Genomic DNA, 22,484 nt, shown 5'->3' on the forward strand with positions numbered 1-22,484 from the left:
CTCTGCTATGCTCGAAATCTTTTTTCTTCGACGCGTGGCAGGAATGGGAATCGGCGTACTGTGCGGACTGCTGGCGGGCGCGTTCTGGGGCATGGTCTTCATCGCGCCCAAGCTGCTGCCGGCATTTTCGCCATGGGAGCTCGCCATCGGGCGCTACCTGGCCTACGGGCTGGTCGCGCTGGTCGCCGCCTTGCCGCTGATGAAGCGCATTGCGCGCAAGCTCACGCGCGCCGATTGCGTGGCACTGCTGCGCCAGGCCTTCACGGGCAATCTGCTGTACTACGTACTGCTGGCCTTCGGCGTGCAGCTGGGCGGGGTGGGCCCGACCTCGCTGATCATCGGCATCCTGCCGATTTCCGTGACCATCATGGGCCGGCGCGACCATGGCGCGGTGCCGCTGTCGAGGCTGATATGGCCGCTGCTTGTGGTCGCGGCCGGCATTGCCTGCATCAACATCGACCTGTTCGGCGGAGGCCCGAGCGCCCACGCCTCCGCAGCCGGCGCCATGGCCCGGCCAGTCTGGCAGAAGCTCGCGGGCGTGGCCTGCGCGGCTGGCGCGCTGGTCTGCTGGACGCTGTATGCCGTGGACAACGCGCGCTACCTGCAGCGCAATCCGCACTACAGCGGCAATGAGTGGTCGGCGCTGTACGGACTGTCGACCGGCGCGGTCTCCGCCGTGCTCGCCCTGGGCGGCTGGCTGCTGGCCGGCGACGCGCTCAGCGCCCCCGGCACCGGGCGCGACTGGCAATGGTTCTGGATGGTCAACGCCGCGGTGGCGCTGGGGGCGTCGCTGATTGGCAACAACCTCTGGAACATCGCCAGCCGCCGGTTGCCGCTGACATTGTCGGGCCAGATGATCGTATTCGAGACGCTTTTCGCGCTGGCATACGGCTTTGTGTTCGATCACCGCTGGCCGCGGCCGCTGGAAATCGCCGCCATCGTCCTGCTCATGGTCGGCGTCGCCTGGTCTGTCCGCTTGCACGCCGGCGACAAGTCTGCGTAGACTTGCACTCGATGCCGCCGGGGTCACATCCAAGACGTCCGGCCACAGAAAATCGTCCAGACACAACCTGCATCCAGCCATGATCCGTTCGTCCGCGCTGTCGCTTTCGCTGCTTGCCGCCGCCCTCGCCACCGTGCCGGCATCGGCATCCGCCCAGTGGCAATGGCGCGACGCCAGTGGTCGCATGGTCTACAGCGACGTTCCCCCGCCTCCCGATATCAAGCGCATCGTGAAGGGGCCCGGGCAGCCCGCCGGCGAATACAATCCCGCCGAGGCCACCGCCACCAATGCCGAAGTCGCTCCGGCCCGGCCTGCCACGGCAAAGGCGGCAGCGGCACCCGCACCCACGGCCGAGGAAGCATTCCAGAAGCGCCGCGCGGAGCGACTCGAGGCGGCTGCCAAGGATGCACAGAAAGAGATGGAGGCCAACGAGCGAGCCACGCGCTGCGCCCAGCTGCGCAACTACGCGCAGGGCCTGCAGCAGGGCGCGCGTACCGGCGTGATGACCTCGGACGGTGGCGTGCAGTTTCTGGGCGGCGAGCAGCGCCAGGCCGAGATCGTGAAAACGAACGCCAATATCGAGAAGGACTGCGGCTAAGGCCTGTACCGGACACCAGCGCTGGTGTCCGCGGCCCTCAGCCGCCCCCGCGCAGCCATTTCTGCCCTTCGCGCGTGCCGCTCGCGCGCGTCTTCTGCACGCGCCGGCGCCGGGCCAGTTTCGGATCCGCGGTCAGGGGCCGATAGACCTCGACGCGATCGCCTGCACGCACGAGGGTATCGGGGGTCTTGAGCTTGCCGTAGATGCCGACGCGCATGGTCGACGGATCCACTTCGGGACAGGCCTGCTGCAGGCCGGAGCCGATGATGGCGGCGGCGATCGTGGTGCCTTCCGGCACCTCGAGTTCCTTCAGGAAAACGGAATCCGGCCTCGCGTAGCACACCGAGATGCGCACCATGCCCGGCGCGGCATCAGTGGGCGCCATAGACCACCTCGGCGCGCTTGACGAAGGCATCCACGAAGGTATTCGCGATCACGCTGAATACCGGGCCAATGATCTTCTCCAGCAGCAGGCTGGAGAACTCGTAGTGCAGGTGGAATTCGATCTTGCAGGCGTCCTCGCGCAGCGGCGTGAAGCGCCAGGAGCCGTTGAACGTCTTGAACGGCCCGTCGGCGAAAGTCATGTCGATGCGCGTGGGCCGCTCCTGCGTATTGCGCGTATGGAAGAACTGCTGGATACCCTTGAACTGGATGTGGATCTTCGCATCCAGCATGGTTTCGGTCTGCTCGAACACCTCGACGCCACCACACCACGGGAGGAACTTTGGGTAGTCCTCCACGCACGTGACCAGGTCGTACATCTGCGCGGCCGAATAGCCGAGCAGCACGGATTTATGGACGTCTGCCATGAATGGAACAATCGGGCATCCGGCCATACCGCACTGCAATATCGCGCCAATCGGACCTGGCGCGCCGCGGACATGGACCGGTACCGGGGCTGGTTTGCTAAAATCGGGATTCTAGCCGACACCGGCGTCCGCGGCATCCCCGCCGCAGCATGGGCCATTGAGCCCGCCCTGCCGGCGACATTTTCCACTTACGCACCCCTTACCCGCACGCATGACCATTGCAGACAACAAGAAGGCCTTTTTCGACTACTTCATCGAAGAGCGATTCGAGGCTGGCATCGTGCTGGAAGGCTGGGAAGTCAAGGCGATCCGCGCGGGCCGCGTGCAGATCAAGGAAGGCTATGTCGTGGTGCGCGATGCCGAGATGTACCTGATCGGCGCCCACATCAGCCCGCTGCAGAGCGCCTCCACCCACGTCAACCCGGATCCGGTGCGCACGCGCAAGCTGCTGCTCAAGGCAGACGAGATCAAGAAGCTGATCGGCAAGGTCGAACAGCGTGGCTATACGCTGGTGCCGCTGAACCTGCACTACACGCGCGGCCGCGTGAAATGCGAGATCGGCCTGGCAAAGGGCAAGAAGCTCTTCGACAAGCGCGAGACCGAGAAACAGCGCGACTGGCAGCGCGAGAAGTCGCGCATCATGAAGGGCGGCGGCAAGGAATAAGCCGCCAGCCCTGCCCGATCAGGCTGCCTTCTGCCCTTTCACGATCTGCAGGGCCGAGGCAATCATCCCGCTCATCTCGCCGAGGTTGCCCGGCACGATCAACGTATTGCCCTGCTTGGCCAGATTGCCGAAAGCCGTGACGTACTCCTCGGCCACCTTGAGGTTCACGGCCTCCATGCCGCCCTCCAGGCGGATCGCCTGACCGATCTTCTGGATGGCCTGCGCATTGGCCTCGGCCACCGCCAGGATGGCCGCCGCCTCGCCCTGTGCCTTGTTGATGGCGGCCTGCCTCTCGCCTTCGGACTTCTGGATCGCTGCTTCGCGCGCCCCTGAGGCCAGATTGATCTGCTCCTGGCGCTTGCCTTCGGAGGCAGCGATCAGCGCGCGCTTTTCCCGCTCGGCCGTGATCTGCGCCTGCATGGCATGCAGGATCTCCTTCGGCGGCGTCAGGTCCTTGATCTCATAGCGCAATACCTTCACGCCCCAGTTGGCCGCGGCCTCGTCCAGCGCGTTGACCACGCTGTGGTTGATGAACTCGCGCTCCTCGAAAGTCTTGTCGAGTTCCAGCTTGCCGATGACCGAACGCAGCGTGGTCTGCGACAACTGCGTGATCGCCACCACGAAATTGCTCGAACCGTACGAAGCCTTCATCGGGTCCGTGACCTGGAAATACAGCACGCCATCGACCTGAAGCTGCGTATTGTCCTTCGTGATGCATACCTGACTCGGTACGTCGAGCGGGATTTCCTTCAGGATGTGCTTGTACGCGACGCGATCAACGAATGGCACCACGATCGAAAGCCCGGGAGTCAGCGTTGCGTGATACCGCCCCAGGCGCTCAAGCACCCAGGCATGCTGCTGGGGCACGATCTTGACACCCCTCGCAATCAGCACGATCGCGGCAATCAGGATGATCAGCGGCAACAAGCCAAGCTGAAAGACTTCCATGTAGGACCCTCCGGACAGTTGACAGCAGTGCCGCGCCACCAGGGCGCGGCAACAACGGGAATCAGCGCGGCAGGACGATCAGCGTCGAACCGCGGACTTCGACAATGCGGTAACGCCCCGGCGCGGCATCGGGGCCGGGGGCAAGCTCGACGGTCCAGTCCGCGCCACGGTACGGCACGCGCGCACGGCGGTAGGTGTCCCATGCCGGCACTTCGAGCTCCTCGCCGATGTCGAGGTTGACGCCTGGATCGGCCGCCGCATTGCCCCTGCGCAGCCGGCCAAACCGCGTGCGGCGCAGCAGGACGATGGCGATGACCGCCACCAGTGCCGCCACCAGCGTCTGCGCCGGCGGCTCCAGCCCCGACAGCGCCGCGACGCCGCCTGCGGCCAGCCCGAGCGCAACCATCAGCAGATAGAACGTTCCGGTAGCCAGCTCCGCTATCACGAGCACAGCCACGGCGACGAACCACAGGTAGTGCATTGCCATGTGTCCCCTTTTCCCCGGGCAAGGCCGGGCTACCGTCTTCTACCGTCTTCAACCTTCGTCCAATGCGTCGGCAAAGAAAAACCCCCGCAACGCCAGCGGCGTCTGCGGGGGTCTTTGTTCACACCTGCCGCAGGGCCGGTGCTAACCGGCGCATCGCGGCGCCGGCAGTTGTCGTTATTGTGACGCCAAATACATCAGGACGCCAGCTGTTGCCAGGTGTCGACCACCGAATCCGGGTTCAGCGAGATCGACTTGATGCCTTCCTTGACCAGCCAGGCGGCAAAGTCCGGGTGGTCCGAAGGTCCCTGGCCGCAGATGCCGACGTACTTGTCCTGGCGGATGCAGGCCTGGATCGCACGCGACAGCATGAAGCGGACAGCCGGATCACGCTCGTCGAAGTCCTTGGCCAGCAACTCCATGCCGGAGTCGCGGTCCAGGCCCAGGGTCAGCTGGGTCAGGTCGTTCGAACCGATCGAGAAGCCGTCGAAGTACTGCAGGAACTCGTCAGCCAGGATGGCGTTGGACGGCACTTCGCACATCATGATGACGCGCAGGCCGTTTTCGCCGCGCTTCAGGCCATGCTTGGCCAGCAGGCCGATGACCTTCTCGGCCTGGCCCAGGGTCCGCACGAACGGCACCATGATCTCGACGTTGGTCAGGCCCATTTCGTCGCGCACGCGCTTCATGGCCAGGCATTCCATCTCGAACGCTTCGGCGAAGTCTTCGGCGATGTAGCGCGAGGCGCCGCGGAAGCCCAGCATCGGGTTTTCTTCATCCGGCTCGTAGCGCGAACCGCCGATCAGCTTCTTGTACTCGTTGGACTTGAAGTCCGACAGGCGCACGATGACGGGCTTCGGATAGAAGGCGGCACCGATCGTGGCGATCCCTTCGGCGAGCTTGTCGACGTAGAACGCGCGCGGGCTGGCATGGCCGCGGGCCACGCTTTCCACGGCCTTCTTCAGGTCGGCGTCGACTTGCGGGTAGTCGAGGATGGCCTTCGGGTGCACGCCGATGTTGTTGTTGATGATGAACTCGAGGCGGGCCAGGCCCACGCCCGAATTCGGGATCTGTGCGAAGTCGAAGGCGAGCTGCGGGTTGCCGACGTTCATCGTCAGCTTGACGCTGATCTCCGGCATTTCGCCACGCTGGACTTCCGTCACCTCGGTTTCCAGCAGGCCGTCATAGATGCGGCCCTCGTCGCCTTCGGCGCACGACACGGTCACCAGGGTGCCGTCCTTCAGCAGGTCGGTGGCATCGCCGCAACCGACCACGGCCGGGACACCCAGTTCACGGGCGATGATGGCCGCGTGGCAGGTACGGCCGCCACGGTTCGTGACGATCGCCGAGGCGCGCTTCATCACCGGTTCCCAGTTCGGGTCGGTCATGTCGGCCACCAGCACGTCGCCGGGCTGCACGCGTTCCATTTCGGACGGGTCGTTGATGACGCGCACCGGGCCGGTACCGATCTTCTGGCCAATGGCACGGCCGCTGGTCAGGACCGGAGCGGTGCCCTTCAGCTTGAAGCGCAGCTCGGCCTTGCCAGCCGACTGGCTCTTCACGGTTTCCGGGCGGGCCTGCAGGATATAGATCTTGCCGTCCTTGCCGTCCTTGCCCCACTCGATATCCATCGGGCGGCCATAGTGCTTCTCGATGATCATGGCGTACTTCGCCAGTTCCGACACGTCGGTGTCGGTGATCGAGTAGCGGTTGCGCAGTTCGGCGGGAACGTCCACGGTCTTCACGCGGCCGGCTTCGCCCGGCTTGGTGAATTCCATCTTGATCAGCTTGGAGCCGATCGAGCGGCGGATGACCGGGTACTTGCCGGCCTGCAGCGTCGGCTTGAAGACGTAGAACTCGTCCGGGTTCACGGCGCCCTGCACCACCGTTTCGCCCAGGCCATAGCTGGAGGTGATGAAGACCACGTCCGGGAAGCCCGATTCGGTGTCGATGGTGAACATCACGCCCGACGAGGCCAGGTCCGAACGAACCATGCGCTGCACGCCGGCCGACAGCGCCACCACGTCGTGGGCAAAGCCCTTGTGCACGCGGTAGGAAATGGCACGGTCGTTGTACAGCGAGGCGAACACGTGCTTGATCTTGTCCAGCACATCGTCGATGCCGCTGACGTTCAGGTAGGACTCCTGCTGGCCTGCGAAGGAAGCATCCGGCAGGTCTTCCGCGGTAGCGGAGGAACGCACGGCGAACGAGGCCTCGGCACCTTCGCGCTCGGCGGCGCGCGCGTAGAACTCGCGCACTTCCTGCTCCAGGCGCGGCTGGAACGGGGCATCGACCACCCAGCCGCGGATCTCGGCGCCGGCTTCGGCCAGGGCCTTGACGTCATCGACGTTCAGGGTCTTCAGGCGTTCGGAAATACGGGTGGTCAGGTCGTTGTGGGCGAGGAAGTCGCGGAACGCCAGCGCGGTGGTGGCAAAACCACCGGGGACACGGACGCCGGCTTCGGCCAGCTGGGAGATCATCTCGCCCAGCGACGAATTCTTGCCGCCAACCGTTTCCACATCCGACATGCGCAACTGCTCGAACGGCTGCACGTAGGCGCCGTTATTTGCCTGGTTAGTCATGAAAGCCTCAAAACAAAGTAAGAAAACTGGCGCGGGGGTCCGGTATGTTCTTGTTGTTCTGTTCCCGAACGGATCGCTTGGCTAAACAACCCCGCAGAATTCAGGGGAATTGTGTTTTGTGGCTCTCGTCTCGCAGCGCACATTGTCGACAATTCCGGCCGCGATGGCCGCAAAGGCAAACGCCTACAGAATTGCTTAGCGAAAAGATCGCCGCTATTCTACCGTGCTGCGCCGCACTTTTCTGCGGAACATCGTATCTATTTATTCCTGCTCGCCCATGTCTGAGCCAGTCTCTGAGCCTGTCGCGCCCGACGGCGCCCAGCCGGCAAATGCCGGTGCAACGCCGCAGTCTCCCCAACCCGCCAAGAGCGACCGCCCCGCCACCCGTACGGTCTTCATTGTTTCGGACGGCACCGGCATTACCGCCGAGACGTTCAGCCATTCGATCCTGGCACAGTTCGAAATGCGTTTCCGCAAGGTGCGCATGCCATTCGTCGATACTCCGGAAAAGGCACATATCGCCGTTGGCAAGATCAACGAAGCGTTCCACGCCGAAGGGGTGCCACCCATCGTCTTCACCACGCTCGTCAACCAGGAAGCGAACAAGGCACTGCGCCGCGCCAAGGCGATGATCCTGGACATGTTCCAGACCTTCATCGAACCCCTGGAAAAGGAACTCGGGCTCAAGTCGACGCACGCGATCGGCCGCTTTCACCAGAACGCGGATACCGAGGCCTACAAGAACCGCATCGAGGCCATCAATTTCTCGCTCGCGCATGATGACGGCCAGTCACACAAGAACCTGCAGGAGGCCGACGTGATCCTCGTGGGGGTCTCGCGCAGCGGCAAGACGCCGACCAGCCTTTACCTGGCCATGCAGTACGGCCTGAAAGCGGCGAACTATCCGCTGATTCCCGACGACTTCGAGCGCGGCAAGCTGCCCAAGGCGCTGTACGACTACAAGAGCAAGATCTTCGGCCTTTCCATCGACCCGCAGCGTCTCACGGAAATCCGCAACGAGCGCCGGCCCGGCAGCAAGTACGCCGCGTTGGAAAACTGCCGCTACGAGGTGAACGAGGCCGAGGCCATGATGCGCCGCGAAGGCATCAAGTGGCTGTCGTCGACGCACAAGTCGATCGAGGAAATCGCCACGACCATCCTGCAGGAAATCAAGGTCGATCGCGACAACTACTGAACGGCGCGGCGCCTATGGCGTCGTGCGCCGCTGCCGCACTGCCTCGAACAGGCAGATCGCGGTGGCGGCCGCTACGTTCAGCGATTCCAGGCCGCCGGGCTGCGGAATGCCGACGGTGCGCGCCACGCGTTCCATCCAGGCGGCACTGACGCCTGCGCCCTCATTGCCCACGATCCATGCAACCGGCTTGCGCAAGTCGGTATCGAACACCGCCGCGTCGGCATGCGATGACGTCGCCAGCAGCGGCACGGCCAGCCGCGGTGCCAGCATGTCGATGGTGCAGTGCTCGACGATGTTCAGGTGGAAGTTGGCGCCCATGCCGGCGCGCAGGGTCTTGATCGACCACGCGAACGCGCAACCGGTGCCCAGGAAGGCGTGACGGATGCCGGCTGCCGCGGCGCTGCGCAGGATCGACCCGACATTGCCGGCGTCCTGCAAGCCATCGAGGATGATGCAGTCTTCCTCGATCCGCGCCGGCAGATGCCCCGCCGGCGTCTCAATCACCAGCATCAGGTCGATGCCGTTTGCCACCCCGCTGACCTGCACGAACAGTGCATCGGCCAGCACGACTAGCCGCTGGCTGTCGATCTGCGTCAGCAAGGGCGCCACTTCGGCGTGGTCGTAGTGGCGCTCCGACACTACGCAACTGACCGGTTGCCCCAGGGCCGCGACGTAGGCCTGCGCAAGGTGCACGCCATCGAGCAGCGACTGCCCGGCCTTGCGGCGCTGGTGCGTCGACGTGGCGAGGGCCTTGAGATGTTTGAACAGCGCGTTGTCGCGCGAAGTGACGTGCTTCACAGGTTGATTCTCGGTGCGCGCGCTGCGCTCAAAAGGCTACCGGGCCGCGGGCCAATGCCTCGCGCACGGGTGCGAAGGATCGCCGATGGTGCGGCGAAGCGCCGAATTGCGCGAGCGCCGCCAGGTGCTGCGGTGTCGGATAGCCCGAGTGGGCATCGAAGCCGTACTGCGGATAGGCGTCGTGCAAGACCAGCAGCTCGCGGTCCCGCGCGACCTTCGCCAGGATCGACGCCGCCGAGATTGCCTTGACCAGCGCGTCGCCCTTGACCACCGCCTCGACCGGAAACGGCACCTGCGGACACCGATTGCCGTCTACCTGGACCAGGTCCGGCGTAATGCCCTGCTCTGCCAGTCCCTGCACCGCGCGCTGCATCGCCAGCATGGACGCATGCAGGATGTTGATGGTATCGATCTCCTCCACAGTGGCGAAGGCGATATGCCAGCCCAGCGCACGCTCGCAGATCTTGTCGTAGAGTTCTTCGCGCTTTTTCGCGGTGAGTATCTTCGAATCCGCGAGCCCGCGAATCATCGGCTTGCCCGGATCGAAAACCACGGCCGCAGCGTATACGGGCCCCGCCAGCGGCCCCCGGCCGGCCTCATCGACACCGCACAGGAACCGGACGCTTGCCGCGGCTGGCGCAAGGTCGAATCCCATCTGCGGAGACGGCGAATTGCGGCGCACCATCAGGCCAGCCCCCTCGCGCGCACCAGGTCGACGACCACATCGGCGGCAATCTGCGCGGTATTGCACTTGAGCGTTTCGTGCATGCGCGTGAAGTGTTCGTACAGGAAGGCGATATTGCCCTGGTCATTGAGCTGCAGCAGCGTCTCGCGCGCCAGCGCTTCAGGCGTGGCATCGTCCTGCAGCAACTCGGGCACGACAAAGCGCCCTGACAGGATATTCGGCAGGCCCACGTAGGGCAGGTAGCCCTGTCGCTTCATGATCTGCGCGGTCAGCCAGGGCACCTTGTACGAGATCACCATGGGCTTCTTGTAGAGCGCCGCCTCCAGCGTCGCGGTGCCGCTGGCCAGCAGCACCACATCGGCTGCCTCCATGGCCAGGTGCGAATGGCCGTCGACAATGGTGAGGCGCAGCTCCGGGTACTGCTGGTGCAGGCTCTCCACGATGGCGCGCAACGGCGCGCTCGCGGCGGGAAGCACGAACGCCAGGTTCGGGTCCATGCGCTGCATCTGCGCCATGGCGGCGAAGAACGTGGCGCCGAGATTGCGCACCTCGGACTGCCGGCTACCTGGCAGCACCGCCACCACGCGGTGGCCTTCAGGCAGGCCCAGCGCCGTGCGCGCCCCTGCGACATCGGGCACCATCGGAATCACGTCGGCCAGCGGATGGCCCACATAGGTGGCCGGAATGCCGGCCTTGGCATAGATCTCGGGCTCGAACGGAAACAGGCAGAGAATGTGGTCGACCGCGCGCGCGATGGTGCGGATGCGCCCGCCCCGCCAGGCCCAGATCGAGGGACTGACGAAATGGACCACCGGAATCCCCGCGCGCCGCAGCGGCACCTCCAGCCCGAAATTGAAGTCCGGCGCATCCACGCCGATAAAACATACCGGCGGATTCGCCAGCAGCGAATCACGGATGGCACGGCGTGTTGCCAGGATCTCGCGCAGCGAACCCAGGACTTCGACGTAGCCGTTGACCGACAGTGTCTCCATCGGCCAGTGCGAAACAAAGCCCTCCGCCATCATGCGCTTGCCGCCGATGCCGGCATAGCTGACTGTATCGCCCAGCCGGGCCTTGAGCCCGCCCAGCATCAACGATGCCAGCAGGTCGCCGGAAGCTTCGCCGGCCACCATGGCAATGGTGCCACGCTGACCGACATGGGTTCCGGTACCGGCAGGCAGCGAGCCCAGAATCGCGGTGTCGACCATGTCCGGTCAGTCTCAGCGCACGATGCCGCGCTGGGTGGCGGCAATGAAGTCAAGGAACTCGCGCAGGGGGCCGGCGGCGCTCGCATCGGCCTGGGCCAGCAGCGCAGCGATCTCGTTGCGCGCGTCGTCGAAGCCGAGATCCGACTTGTACAACAGCTTGTAGGCCTGGCGCAGCGCGGCGATCTGCGCGGCGTCAAAGCCGCGGCGGCGCAGGCCTTCCACATTGACACCGTGCGGCGTGGCCTTGTTGCCGCTCTTGTCGCTGGCCGCGATCACGAACGGGGGCACGTCCTGCACCAGGGCCGAAGCACCGCCCAGCATGGCATGCGCGCCGATGCGCACGAACTGGTGCACGCCACTCATGCCGCCGAGGATGGCCCAGTCGCCCACTTCCACGTGGCCGGCGATCTGTGCGTTGCTGGAAAACACCGTGTGGTTGCCCACCGAGCAGTCATGCGCGATGTGCACGTAGGCCATGATCCAGTTGTCGCTGCCGATCGTGGTCACGCCGCGGTCCTGCACCGTGCCGGTGTGGATCGTGGTGAATTCACGGATGGTGTTGCGATCGCCGATATCGAGCCGGGTCGGCTCGTTGCGGTACTTCATGTCCTGCGGCACGCCGCCCACCGAAGCGTACGGGCCGATGTTGTTGCCCTCGCCGATCGTGGTGTGGCCTTCGACCGTCGAGTGCGCGCCGATCTGGGTGCCGCTGCCGATCCGCACATTCGGGCCGACAATGGAAAACGGGCCAACGGTCACGTCGGCCGCAAGTTCTGCTTTCGGGTCGACCAGTGCGGTGGGATGGATTTGCGTCATACGTCCTGTCCTGTTGGTCTGGTGTCTGGGGGCCGGGAACTGGGCCGCCCCGGCCCAGGCGTGGCGGCAGATAGCCGCCGTGCCCGCGGCGCTGCCGCGGGCGGGTGGACTCAGGCGTCAGCCTGCTTGACGGTGCACATCAGCTCCGCCTCGCACGCTACCTTGTCGTCCACCGTGGCGAATGCCTTGAACTTCCAGATGCCGCGGATATAGCGCTCCACGGTCACGTTCATGTGCAACTGGTCGCCGGGGTAGACGACCTGCTTGAAGCGTGCGCCGTCGATGCCGACGAAGTAGTACAGCGCCCCTTCCTTGCGCCCCATGTCTGCGCCGAACGTCAGCAGGCCGGCCGATTGCGCCAGCGCTTCCAGGATCATCACGCCGGGCATGACCGGCTGATCGGGGAAGTGGCCCTGGAAGTACGGCTCGTTGATGGTGACGTTCTTCAGCGTCTTGATGCGCTTCTGCGGCTCGAATTCCAGCACGCGGTCCACCAGCAGGATCGGATAGCGGTGCGGAAGCAGCTTCAGGATCTTGCGGATGTCGATTTCGGCGGCGGTCATGATCTTTCTCTTAGTCTTGTGAGGTTTGGGTCCCGGCGGACTGGCCGCGCAGGCGGCGCTCCAGTTGCATGACGCGTTCACGCAGCTTGGTTAGTCCACGCACGATGGCGGCGTTGCGCTCCCATTCGCCGTGCGGCAGGAACGGAAACACGCTGGTGAAGTGCCCACCGGGCTTGGTAATGGATTTGGTGATCGAGGTCCCGCCCGACACCGTGGTGCGATCGGCAATCGTCAGGTGCCCCGAGAAATTCGCGGCGCCGCCGATCACGCAGAACCGTCCGATGTGCGTGCTGCCCGAAACCGCGGCGCAGCCCGCAATCACCGTATGGGCGCCAACCCGCACGTTGTGCGCGATCTGGACCTGGTTGTCGATCTTGCAACCGTCCTCGATCACGGTATCCGCCATCGCGCCGCGGTCGATGGCGGTATTGGCGCCGACTTCGACATCGTTGCCGAGCACGGCCCGGCCGGTCTGCGGAATCTTCACGTACTCGACGCCGGTGGGACCGATATCCGGCGCGAAACCGAAGCCGTCGGCACCGATCACGACCCCGCTGTGCAGGATCGCGCGCGCACCGACCACGCAATGATGGTAGACCGACACATTGGCGTAGATCAGCGAATCCTCACCGATCTCCGCATTGGCGCCGACGAAGCTATTGGCCAGGATACGCACGCGCTCGCCAATGCGCGCTCCGGATTCGATGACCACGTTCGGGCCGATGAAACACGAAGCCGGAACGGCAACCCCCTGGGCAACGCTGGCGCGCGGGTCGATGCCCGTGCGCGTGTCGCGGTTGGCATTGTCGAAGCGCTGGGCGATCCATGCGAAGCAGACATACGGATTGCGCGCCACCAGCCAGTTGCGGCCGACGGCCTGCCCTTGCGCACGGATGCGTTCCAGATCCGCCGCCGACACGATCACGGCGCCGGCCTTCGATGCCAGCGCCTGCGACAGGTAGAGCGGATTGGAGAGAAACGAGAGTTCGCCGGGACCGGCCTGATCCAGCGGAGCCAGGCCGATGATCGCGAGGTCGGGATCACCCACAACCTGCGCGCCGTTCTCGGTGGCGAGCTGCCCCAGTGTGGGTGTCTGCATGGCGGTACTTCCTGAAAAAAGGACGGCCAGCGGCTTACTTGCCGCCAGCGTTCAGCGCCTTCATCACATCGTCGGTGATGTCGATGCGCGGGTTCACGTACACCGCTTCCTGCACGATCAGGTCGTACTTGCGCTGCTCGGCAATCGATCGGATCACCCGGTTGGCGCGCTCGAGCACCTGCGCCAGTTCCTCATTGCGGCGCTGGTTCAGGTCCTCGCGGAATTCCCGTTGCTTGCGCTGGAACTCGCGGTCCAGGTCCGCGACTTCGCGCTGGCGACGCTGGCGGTCCGAATCGGCCAGCACGGCCGTGTCCTTGTCCAGCTTGTCGGCCATGCCCTTGATCTTCTGGGCCATGTCCTGGAGCTCGCGGTCGCGCTTGGAGAACTCCTGTTCCAGCTTGACTTGCGCAGCCTTGGCAGGCTGCGAATCGCGCAGGATGCGCTCGGAGTTCACCGCGGCAATACGGGCTTCCTGGGCCATCGCCGGTGCCGCGGCACACAGCGCCGCCGCAGCCACGGCGGCGGCGCTCAGGGTCTTGACCAATTTGGATTTTGTATTCATGAAACAGATCCTTTTACAGAATCAGAACGCAGTGCCGATCTGGAACTGGAAGCGCTGAACCTTGTCGGTATCGTCCTTCTTCAGCGGGAAGCCCATGCTGATCTTCAGCGGGCCGATCGGCGACAGCCACGACATGCCGAAACCGGTGGAGTACTTCAGTTCGCTGAACGACAGCGGCGCGCCTTCCTGATACACGTTACCGAAGTCGAAGAAGGTGAACAGGCGCAGCGTGCGGTCCACGCCCGAACCCGGCAGCGGGAAGATGAATTCCACGTTACCGATCATCTTGGACGCGCCACCCACCGGGTTGCCGTTCTGGTCCTTCGGGCCCAGGGTGCTGGTCTGGTAGCCGCGCACCGAGCCGATACCGCCGGCGTAGAAGTATTTGTACACCGGGAACGGCGTGTTGCCATAGCCGTGGCCGTAAGCGACTTCGCCGTTGAGGGCCAGCGTGAAGGCCTTCGAAAGCGGATAGAAGTACTGCTGCTGCACGCTGGCACGATAGTACTGCACGTCCCCGCCCGGAATCCCGACTTCCAGGTTCGCCTGGGTGTAGGGGCCCTTGGTCGGAACCAGCGCCGAGTCGCGGCGGTCACGCGCCCAGCCGATCGTGAACGGGAAGTTGTTGATCGGCGACGCGGTGCCCACGGTCTGGCCGGCCGGGAGCTTGCCGATATCGTGCAGGAACTTGACGTACTGGGCCGGCGTATTCGGCGAGACCGAGATACGGGTCCATTCGTAGCCGATACCGAAGAACACGGTATCGACTTCCGAGAACGGCACGCCGAACTTGAAGCCGCCACCGGCCGTTTCGATCTTGTAGTCCTGATCGCCCGTGTAGTACAGCGGACGGGACGTACGGTAGTAGATATCGGTCGAGCGGCTGATGCCATCCACCGTGAAGTACGGGTCGTACTGCGTCAGCGCAATGGTACGGAACGACTTGGCGGTGTTCACGTCCAGGCCCAGGCTGGTGCCGGAGCCGAACACGTTGTCCTGGCGCAGGCCGGCCTGCAGCACGAGCTTGTCCGTGGACGAGAAGCCCACGCCCAGGCTGATCTGGCCGGTCGGCTTTTCGGTCACATTGACGTTCACATCCACCTGGTCCGGCGCGCCCGCGACGTCCTCGGTGGTGATGTTGGTGTCGGTGAAGTAGCCCGTGCGGTTGATACGCGCCTGGGACTGCTGGAGCTTCTCGCTGTCGAACCAGGAGCTTTCCATCTGGCGCATTTCACGGCGCACCACTTCGTCGCGGGTCTTGCTGTTGCCGACCACATTCACGCGACGCACGTACACGCGGCGGCCCGGGTCGACCATCAGCGTCAGCGCGACTTCGCGCTTTTCCTGGTCGATCTGGGGCTGCGGGTTGATGGTGGTGAACGCATAGCCATAGGTGCCGAGCAGGTCGGTGATGGACTTGGTGCTTGCCGTCAGCTTCTCGGACGAGAAAATATCGCCCTTCTTGAGCTGCAGCAGCTTTTCCATTTCCTCCTGCTTGCCGAGCAGTTCGCCGGCCAGGCGGATATCGGACACCTTGTACTGCTCGCCTTCCTTGATGTTCAGCGTCAGGTAGATGTCCTTCTTGTCCGGCGTGATCGATACCTGGGTCGAATCGATGGCGAATTCCAGGTAGCCGCGATTCAGGTAGTACGAGCGCAGCGCTTCCAGGTCAGCCGTGAGCTTCTGCTTGGAGTAGAGATCGTTCTTGGTGTACCAGGACAGCCAGTTCGGCGTGGACAGCTGCATCTCGTCGCGCAGCGTGCCTTCCTTGAAGGCCTTGTTGCCGACGATATTGATCTGCTTGATCTTGGCGACCGGGCCCTCTTCCACGTTGAACACCACCGACACGCGATTGCGGTCAACCGGCGTCACCGTGGTCTGCACGTCGGCCGCGTAATAGCCGCGGGCCACGTACTGGCGCTTCAGTTCCTGCTCGGCCTTGTCGATCAGGGCCTTGTCGTAGTACCGCGCTTCGGCGACACCGACGGCGCGCAGCGAACGGCGCAGCGTGTCCTTGTCGAATTCCTTGATGCCGACGAACTCGAGCTGCGAAATGGCCGGGCGCTCTTCCACCTGCACGACCAGCACGCCGTCTTCGGCGCGGATCTGCACGTCCTTGAAGAAGCCGGTGTTATACAGGGCGCGGATGGCGTCGGCGCCCTTGTCGTCGGTGAACGTCTCACCAACGCGGACGGGAAGGTAGCCAAAGACCGTACCCGGTTCCACGCGTTGCAGACCCTCAACGCGGATGTCCTTCACGACAAACGGATCGGCGGCCCAGCCTGCCGGGCTCCAGGCTGCAATAATGGCACTCGCGAGCAAGCCCAGCGAGATGCGCTTATGTCTGATCAATCTTGATCCCCTCTTTGATTCCATCCAGGATTGCGCTCCGATGCTTCGTGGGACTGCGCCTGTCAATAGCGTCCCGGGCGACGGTGTCGGCAACACGACCGCCCTGTTTGCCGTTACCTGTTTCTAGCCATTGGCCAGGAACATCCGGCTGACGTCATTGAACAAAGCGAGCGAAGTCAGGAGCAAGATGCAGGCGATGCCTACCTTCTGCAGCATTGCCTGCCAGTGGTCTGGGACGGGCCTGCCGGTCAAAAATTCCACGCAATAATACAGCAAATGCCCCCCATCCAGAACCGGAATAGGTAACAAATTCAGCACGCCGAGGCTGACGCTGACCAGCGCCAGGAAGCTGACAAAGGCCTGTAGCCCGAGGTGGGCGGCACGTCCGGCGTAGTCCGCCACGGTCAGCGGGCCGCTCAGGTTCTGCAGCGAGGCCTGTCCGATCAGCATCTTGCCGAGCAGCTTGAGCGACAGGACGCTGGTGCTCCAGACCTGGCCGGCGGCACGCGTCAGGGCCTGTACCGGCGCATAGCGCACGGTCTCCATCTGCACCGCCTGGCTGAGCGCGGCGCCCAGCTTGCCGGCCGGCGCCGTCCCCGGGGCTTCGCCTTCGCGAGGTGGCGTGCTGTCGAGCGTTACCGGAAGATCCAGGCGCTGGCCACCGCGCTCGATGCCGAGCGCCACGCGCTGGCCCGGCTGCGCGCGCACCGCCTTGATCAGTTCCGCGGCCTGGGTGAGCGGCGTGCCCTGCCATGCCACCACCCGATCGCCCGGCTTCAGGCCGGCCCTTTCCGCCGCGGAACCGGGCAGGACTTCGGTGATCGTCACGGGGCCACCCTTCAGCGAAAGGCCGAGCATGGCAAGCGGATCCTGCTCGGGATTGCTGCCGGTGCTGGGCAGCCGGGCCAGCGTCAGGTCGCGTTCGCCGCCGTCGGCGCCGCGGACCCGCAGTACAGCGCGGGCGTCACCGAAGCCTTCGGCAAATACCGCCATGCGCAGCTCGTTCCATGAACGCACGGCTTCTTCGCGCCCGTTGGCCTCCAGCGACAACACCCGGTCGCCTTCGCGCACGCCGGCCTGGGCGGCCATGGTGCCGCTTGCGGGGGCTGCGAGGATCGGCGCCGGCTCGCGCATTCCGCCCGTAAAGAGACCGAAATACAGTACGATCGCCAGCGCGAAATTGGCCAGCGGCCCCGCCGCGACAATGACAAAGCGCTTGCCCACCGGCTGCCGGTTGAAGGCGCGCGGCAACTCGGCCGGGTCGATCGGCGCGTCATGCTCGGGGTCCCGCTCGCGCTCGTCCAGCATCTTGACGTAGCCGCCCAGCGGAATGGCCGCGACGGTCCATTCCGTGCGGTCCCTCCCCTTGGAAATCCAGCGCAGCAGCGGCCGGCCGAAGCCGATCGAGAACCGCAGCACCTTGACTCCGCAAGCGCGCGCGGCAAGGTAGTGGCCCATCTCGTGCACGAAGATCAGCACGCAGAGGGCGACGACAAAGGCGATTACGGTTTGCATGGCAGGGTCGTCAGGAAAGTTGGCCGGGCTGGCGGTGGCCAGGCCGCACGGCGGCCGCCCCTTTCATGGGCACCGGCTGCCGCGGCATCGCCATTGTCGCAGATGCCGCTGGCCATACCGTCAGCGCGGGGCGCTTGTTGTCAGTTCCTGCAGACAGGCACGTGCGGCCTGCCGCGCCCTGTGGTCGGCATCCAGCACGCATTCGAGCGAGTCGGCCGCACTGTTGGGTGTACTTTCCAGCACGTTGCCAACGATCCGTGCGATGTCGGTAAAGCGGCTGCCACCCTGGAGGAATGCCTCGACCGCCACTTCGTTGGCCGCGTTCAGCACCGCAGGCGCCACGCCGCCCGCGCGCAGCGCATCGAAGGCCAGCGCCAGGCAGGGAAAACGCGCCAGGTCGGGCTTTTCGAAATTGAGAGCGCCGGCCACAGTCAGGTCCAGCGCCGAAACGCCCGCATCGATCCGCTCAGGATAGGCCAGGCCATAGGCGATCGGCGTGCGCATATCCGGGTTCCCCAGCTGCGCCAGCACCGAACCGTCCAGGTAGGCGACCATCGAATGCACGATGCTCTGCGGATGAATCAGCACTTCAATGTGCTCGGCCGGCGCCCCGAAAAGCCAGTGGGCCTCGATGACCTCCAGGCCCTTGTTCATCATGGTGGCCGAGTCGACCGAGATCTTGCGGCCCATGACCCAGTTGGGATGGGCGCAGGCCTGGTCCGGCGTGATGTCATGCAGCGTAGACGGATCGCGCGTACGGAACGGACCGCCCGACGCAGTCAGCACGATCTTGGCCACGCCGGCGCGATAGCGCTGATCGCTCGCCGGCAGGCACTGGAAGATGGCGTTGTGTTCGCTGTCGATCGGCAGCAGCGTGGCGCCGTGTTCGCGCACCGCATCCATGAAGATGCGCCCGGACATGACCAGCGCTTCCTTGTTGGCCAGCAGCACGCGCTTGCCGGCGCGGGCGGCCGCCAGCGTGGGACGCAACCCCGCCGCGCCGACGATCGCGGCCATGACCGAATCTGTCTGTGCGTCGCTCGCGACAGACTCCAGCGCGGCCTCGCCGTGGCTGACTTCCGTCGCAACACCGGCCGCGCGCAGCAGCGTTTCCAGCTCCCGCGCGGCTTCCGGCGTGCCCACGACGGCGCGGGCGGGCCTGAATTCGATACAACTCGCCGCCAGTTTCTGCACCTGCCGGTGCGCGGTCAGGGCATGTACTGCATAGCGGTCCGCGTGGCGCCGCACCACGTCGAGCGTGCTTTCGCCGATCGAGCCGGTAGCGCCGAGGATGGTAATTCGATGCATATCAGAACAGAACCGCTTCAGAAATAGGTCACCATCAGGGCCGCCAGCGGAAACACCGGCAACAGGGCATCAATGCGATCCAGCACGCCGCCATGGCCCGGCAGCAGCCGGCTGCTGTCCTTCATGCCGACCTGCCGCTTGAGCAGCGACTCGAACAGGTCGCCAATGATACTGGCGGCAACCAGCAGCGTGGTCAAGAGCGCCACCAGCACCAGCCCGCCATGGTCGGCCATGACAGAGAACCAGGTCGGGGCAAACGCATGCGTCGCCGCCAGGCTCAGGCCGATCAGCATCGCCAGCAGCCAGCCGCCGATGGCGCCTTCCCAGGACTTGCCCGGGCTGATGGATGGGGCGAGCTTGCGCCGGCCGATGGCCTTGCCGACGAAATAGGCGCCAATGTCGGCAGCCCACACCAGCACGGCGGCGGTCAGCAGCACGCCAATGCCGGCACCGCGCAGGATCAGCGTTGCGTGCCCGAATGCTGGCAGCATGATCAGGCCGAGCATGGCGCCCAGCAGGGTGAACCCGGCTGTCGCCGTCCGCACGCCGCGCGCGAGCAGCACCAGCGCAACCCCCCAGCAGACCACGGCTGCCTGCAGCAGCCAGACCAGGCCCTGGCGGACCGGCAGATCATGCCAGGCAATCAGCGCCACCAGGCAGGCCACCGCATAGACGTAAGGCCAGACGCCGCGCAGGCCGATAAGCCGCCCGAATTCCCAGCCGCCGAGCAGCACGATCACCGCGACAAGGCCGGCCAGCGCCGCAGGCGGCGCCAGGAACAGGATCGGCAAAATCAGCAGCAGCAGGCACAGGGCGGTGATGACGCGGGTGAGAAGCATGCGCTGCTAGTCCCGTGGAAAGGTGGATCGGCCTGCCTTTCAGGCAGTGCCGGACAGCCCCGGCGCGACCAGCTGGGCGCTGGTGCGGCCAAAGCGGCGTTCACGCTGGCGGTACGAGGCAAAAGCCTTGTCCAGCTCGGCGGCGTCGAAGTCCGGCCAGTAGACGTCGGTGAAATACAGCTCGGAATAGGCCAGCTGCCACAACAGGAAATTGCTGATGCGCTGCTCGCCGCCGGTACGGATGAACAGGTCCGGCTCCGGCGCATAGGACATGACCAGGTGCGGCGCCAGCACCGACTCGTCGATCGACTCGGGGTCGAGCATCGGCGAGCGGGCCAGCATCTTGCGCATGGCCTGCAGCAGGTCCCAGCGACCGCCGTAATTGGCGGCGATGGTCACGGTCAGGCCGCTGTTGCCCGCCGTGCGCGCCTCGGCATCCTTGATCAGTTGCTGGATCCGCGGGCTGAAGCGGCTCAGGTCCCCTACCACGCGCACGCGGATATTGTTCGCGTGCATCTTGACCACTTCGCGGCGCAGAGCGGTCATGAACAGGCGCATCAGGAACGATACCTCGTCCGCGGGACGGCGCCAGTTCTCGGAGCTGAACGCAAACAAGGTCAGGAATTTCACGCCGCGCGCGGCGCTGGCCTCCACCACGGCGCGCACGGCGTCCAGCCCGCGGCTGTGACCGGCCACGCGCGGCAGATGGCGCTGTGTCGCCCAGCGGCCGTTGCCATCCATGATGATGGCAACGTGGCGGGGCACATAGGTGGTGTCGGGGACGGCGAGCGTAGAACTGATGTGCTGCATGGTGGCAAACGACACTGAAGACGCCGGCGGCAAAGCGCCGGGCAGCCCTCAGACCGTCATGATCTCCTTCTCTTTTTCGGCGACCATCTTGTCGATTTCGGCCACGAACTTGTCGGTCAGCTTCTGCACCTCGTCCTGGCCGCGGCGCTCGTCGTCCTCGGAGATGGTCTTGTCCTTGACCAGCTTCTTGAACTGCTCGTTGGCGTCGCGGCGAAGGTTGCGCACGGCCACCTTGGCGCCCTCGGCCTCGCCCTTGACCACCTTCGTCAGCTCCTTGCGGCGCTCTTCGGTCAGGGCCGGCATCGGCACGCGGATGATTTCACCCATGGTGGCCGGGTTCAGGCCCAGGTCGCAGTCGCGGATGGCCTTCTCGATCGCGCCGACCATCTTCTTTTCCCAGGGCTGGACCGTAATGGTGCGGGCATCGCCCAGACCGACGTTCGCCACCTGGCTGATCGGTACCATCGAACCGTAGTAGTCCACCTGTACGTGGTCGAGCAGGCCGGTGTGGGCACGGCCGGTGCGGACTTTAGCCAGATCGGCCTTGAAGGCCTCGATCGTCTTCTGCATCTTCTGCTCGACGCTCTTCTTGGTTTCGGCGACGCTCATCATTACCTCCGGAAATCAGCTACCAAGATCCCAGATCCTGGCATTGAAAATGAATCATTCTACTCTTTGCCGGGCCGCACACCAGATTTCGCGCCCGGCTCCCGCGTTCAGACGTGGACCAGCGTACCTTCGTCCTCGCCCAGGATCACGCGCTTGAGCGCGCCCGGCTTGACGATGGAGAACACCTTGATCGGCAGCTTCTGGTCGCGGCACAGCGCGAAAGCCGTGGCATCCATGACCTGCAGGTTGCGCGAGATCGCCTCGTCGAACGAAATCGTGGTGTAGCGCGTGGCGCTCGGGTCCTTCTTGGGGTCGGCCGTGTACACGCCGTCCACCTTGGTCGCCTTGAGCACGATCTCGGCGCCGATCTCCGCGCCGCGCAGCGCCGCGGCCGTGTCGGTCGTGAAGAACGGGTTGCCGGTGCCGGCGGCGAAGATCACCACCTTGCCCTCTTCGAGCTGGCGGATGGCGCGCGGGCGGATATAGGGCTCGACCACCTGGTCCATGCGCAGCGCGGACTGGACGCGGCCTTCGATACTGGCGTGGCGCATGGCGTCCTGCAGGGCCAGCGCGTTCATCATGGTGGCCAGCATGCCCATGTAGTCGGCCGTGGCGCGATCCATGCCGGCGGCACCGCCCGCGACACCGCGGAAGATATTGCCACCGCCGATCACGACCGCCACCTGGACGCCGAGCTTCACGATCTCGGCAATATCATTGACCATCGCTTCGATGGTGGCGCGGTTGATGCCAAAGGCATCGTCGCCCATGAGGGCTTCACCGGAGAGTTTCAGTAGGACGCGCTTGTAGGCTGGCATGTTCACCCTCGGACAGGAGCAAGTCGCTCGATTTGAGACGTATAGTTTTGATACACCCGTGCGGCCAGGCCGCGCGAATGCCGGAGATAAACCGGTTTTCGGGGTCACCCGCGATGGACGGATGACGCCGGAAACTGGCTGTTGCAGCGCACACAACCGGAGCCGTATGCTGCTGCTTCGATCCTACTTACACAGAGGGGCACCTCGCGGCGCCCCTTC

23 protein-coding genes are annotated in these 22,484 nt (G+C 64.8%); 4 read left to right on the top strand and 19 right to left on the bottom strand.

What is annotated here, in order from left to right:
* Positions 1 to 43 precede the first annotated feature (43 nt).
* A complete protein-coding gene (locus tag KHO22_RS01970) occupies positions 44 to 1,003 on the top strand; it encodes a DMT family transporter (RefSeq protein WP_211945395.1) in 960 nt (319 codons plus the stop codon).
* 79 nt (positions 1,004 to 1,082) lie between these two features.
* Positions 1,083 to 1,601 carry a DUF4124 domain-containing protein gene (locus KHO22_RS01975; protein ID WP_211945396.1) on the top strand — a complete coding sequence of 173 codons (519 nt, stop codon included), beginning with the start codon at positions 1,083 to 1,085 and terminating at the stop codon, positions 1,599 to 1,601.
* 37 nt (positions 1,602 to 1,638) lie between these two features.
* Here KHO22_RS01975 and KHO22_RS01980 read toward each other — a convergent pair whose 3' ends face one another.
* Both KHO22_RS01980 and KHO22_RS01985 read right to left on the bottom strand, forming a co-directional pair.
* Positions 1,639 to 1,986 carry an RnfH family protein gene (locus tag KHO22_RS01980; RefSeq protein WP_211945397.1) on the bottom strand — a complete coding sequence of 116 codons (348 nt, stop codon included), beginning with the start codon at positions 1,984 to 1,986 and terminating at the stop codon, positions 1,639 to 1,641.
* Entirely contained in the window at positions 1,973 to 2,410 is a 438-nt protein-coding gene (locus KHO22_RS01985; RefSeq protein ID WP_211945398.1) for a type II toxin-antitoxin system RatA family toxin, read from the bottom strand. The genes KHO22_RS01980 and KHO22_RS01985 overlap by 14 nt, the downstream gene beginning before the upstream one ends.
* Positions 2,411 to 2,621: 211 nt before the next feature.
* Between KHO22_RS01985 and smpB the strand changes: the two genes are divergently transcribed.
* Complete coding sequence (smpB, locus tag KHO22_RS01990; RefSeq protein ID WP_211945399.1) at positions 2,622 to 3,074, top strand: SsrA-binding protein SmpB; 453 nt, start codon at positions 2,622 to 2,624, stop codon at positions 3,072 to 3,074.
* Between the two features lie 18 nt (positions 3,075 to 3,092).
* Here smpB and KHO22_RS01995 read toward each other — a convergent pair whose 3' ends face one another.
* From KHO22_RS01995 to ppsA, 3 genes are all read right to left on the bottom strand, one after another.
* Entirely contained in the window at positions 3,093 to 4,022 is a 930-nt protein-coding gene (locus KHO22_RS01995) for an SPFH domain-containing protein (RefSeq protein ID WP_211945400.1), read from the bottom strand.
* A 61-nt stretch (positions 4,023 to 4,083) separates the two neighbouring features.
* A complete protein-coding gene (locus KHO22_RS02000; protein WP_211945401.1) occupies positions 4,084 to 4,509 on the bottom strand; it encodes an NfeD family protein in 426 nt (141 codons plus the stop codon).
* A gap of 194 nt (positions 4,510 to 4,703) precedes the next feature.
* Positions 4,704 to 7,088 (bottom strand): phosphoenolpyruvate synthase, encoded by a 2,385-nt coding sequence (ppsA, locus tag KHO22_RS02005; RefSeq protein WP_211945402.1) that lies wholly within the window; start codon positions 7,086 to 7,088, stop codon positions 4,704 to 4,706.
* A 277-nt stretch (positions 7,089 to 7,365) separates the two neighbouring features.
* Between ppsA and ppsR the strand changes: the two genes are divergently transcribed.
* Positions 7,366 to 8,283 carry a posphoenolpyruvate synthetase regulatory kinase/phosphorylase PpsR gene (gene ppsR / locus KHO22_RS02010; protein ID WP_230426707.1) on the top strand — a complete coding sequence of 306 codons (918 nt, stop codon included), beginning with the start codon at positions 7,366 to 7,368 and terminating at the stop codon, positions 8,281 to 8,283.
* A 12-nt stretch (positions 8,284 to 8,295) separates the two neighbouring features.
* Here the strand turns inward: ppsR and KHO22_RS02015 are convergent, their stop codons facing one another.
* The 14 genes from KHO22_RS02015 to pyrH form a co-directional block, all read right to left on the bottom strand.
* Positions 8,296 to 9,081 carry a TrmH family RNA methyltransferase gene (locus tag KHO22_RS02015; RefSeq protein ID WP_211945403.1) on the bottom strand — a complete coding sequence of 262 codons (786 nt, stop codon included), beginning with the start codon at positions 9,079 to 9,081 and terminating at the stop codon, positions 8,296 to 8,298.
* A 28-nt stretch (positions 9,082 to 9,109) separates the two neighbouring features.
* The gene (rnhB, locus tag KHO22_RS02020) at positions 9,110 to 9,766 is read right to left on the bottom strand and encodes a ribonuclease HII (protein ID WP_211945404.1); all 657 of its coding nucleotides are present in this window, start codon (positions 9,764 to 9,766) and stop codon (positions 9,110 to 9,112) included.
* Positions 9,766 to 10,974, bottom strand: coding sequence for a lipid-A-disaccharide synthase (lpxB, locus tag KHO22_RS02025; RefSeq protein WP_211945405.1), 1,209 nt, complete (start codon positions 10,972 to 10,974; stop codon positions 9,766 to 9,768). Before lpxB ends, rnhB begins: the two co-directional genes overlap by 1 nt.
* Before the next feature lie 12 nt (positions 10,975 to 10,986).
* Positions 10,987 to 11,790, bottom strand: a complete 804-nt coding sequence (gene lpxA / locus KHO22_RS02030; protein ID WP_211945406.1) for an acyl-ACP--UDP-N-acetylglucosamine O-acyltransferase — start codon at positions 11,788 to 11,790, stop codon at positions 10,987 to 10,989.
* 110 nt (positions 11,791 to 11,900) lie between these two features.
* Entirely contained in the window at positions 11,901 to 12,353 is a 453-nt protein-coding gene (gene fabZ, locus KHO22_RS02035; protein ID WP_211945407.1) for a 3-hydroxyacyl-ACP dehydratase FabZ, read from the bottom strand.
* A 10-nt stretch (positions 12,354 to 12,363) separates the two neighbouring features.
* Positions 12,364 to 13,452, bottom strand: coding sequence for a UDP-3-O-(3-hydroxymyristoyl)glucosamine N-acyltransferase (lpxD, locus tag KHO22_RS02040; protein WP_211945408.1), 1,089 nt, complete (start codon positions 13,450 to 13,452; stop codon positions 12,364 to 12,366).
* Between the two features lie 34 nt (positions 13,453 to 13,486).
* The gene (locus tag KHO22_RS02045) at positions 13,487 to 14,014 is read right to left on the bottom strand and encodes an OmpH/Skp family outer membrane protein (protein WP_211945409.1); all 528 of its coding nucleotides are present in this window, start codon (positions 14,012 to 14,014) and stop codon (positions 13,487 to 13,489) included.
* Between the two features lie 21 nt (positions 14,015 to 14,035).
* A complete protein-coding gene (gene bamA, locus KHO22_RS02050; protein WP_211945410.1) occupies positions 14,036 to 16,390 on the bottom strand; it encodes an outer membrane protein assembly factor BamA in 2,355 nt (784 codons plus the stop codon).
* 99 nt (positions 16,391 to 16,489) lie between these two features.
* Entirely contained in the window at positions 16,490 to 17,881 is a 1,392-nt protein-coding gene (gene rseP / locus KHO22_RS02055; RefSeq protein ID WP_211945411.1) for an RIP metalloprotease RseP, read from the bottom strand.
* Positions 17,882 to 18,001: 120 nt separating this feature from the next.
* Entirely contained in the window at positions 18,002 to 19,189 is a 1,188-nt protein-coding gene (gene ispC / locus KHO22_RS02060; protein ID WP_211945412.1) for a 1-deoxy-D-xylulose-5-phosphate reductoisomerase, read from the bottom strand.
* 17 nt (positions 19,190 to 19,206) lie between these two features.
* Complete coding sequence (locus KHO22_RS02065) at positions 19,207 to 20,028, bottom strand: phosphatidate cytidylyltransferase (protein WP_211945413.1); 822 nt, start codon at positions 20,026 to 20,028, stop codon at positions 19,207 to 19,209.
* Between the two features lie 39 nt (positions 20,029 to 20,067).
* The gene (locus KHO22_RS02070) at positions 20,068 to 20,838 is read right to left on the bottom strand and encodes an isoprenyl transferase (protein ID WP_211945488.1); all 771 of its coding nucleotides are present in this window, start codon (positions 20,836 to 20,838) and stop codon (positions 20,068 to 20,070) included.
* Between the two features lie 48 nt (positions 20,839 to 20,886).
* Entirely contained in the window at positions 20,887 to 21,447 is a 561-nt protein-coding gene (gene frr / locus KHO22_RS02075; protein WP_211945414.1) for a ribosome recycling factor, read from the bottom strand.
* Between the two features lie 107 nt (positions 21,448 to 21,554).
* Positions 21,555 to 22,265: a UMP kinase gene (gene pyrH / locus KHO22_RS02080; protein ID WP_211945415.1), complete on the bottom strand. Its 711-nt coding sequence runs from the start codon at positions 22,263 to 22,265 to the stop codon at positions 21,555 to 21,557.
* Positions 22,266 to 22,484 lie beyond the last annotated feature (219 nt).

The organism is Cupriavidus yeoncheonensis, assembly GCF_905397275.1.
Lineage (GTDB): Bacteria > Pseudomonadota > Gammaproteobacteria > Burkholderiales > Burkholderiaceae > Cupriavidus > Cupriavidus yeoncheonensis.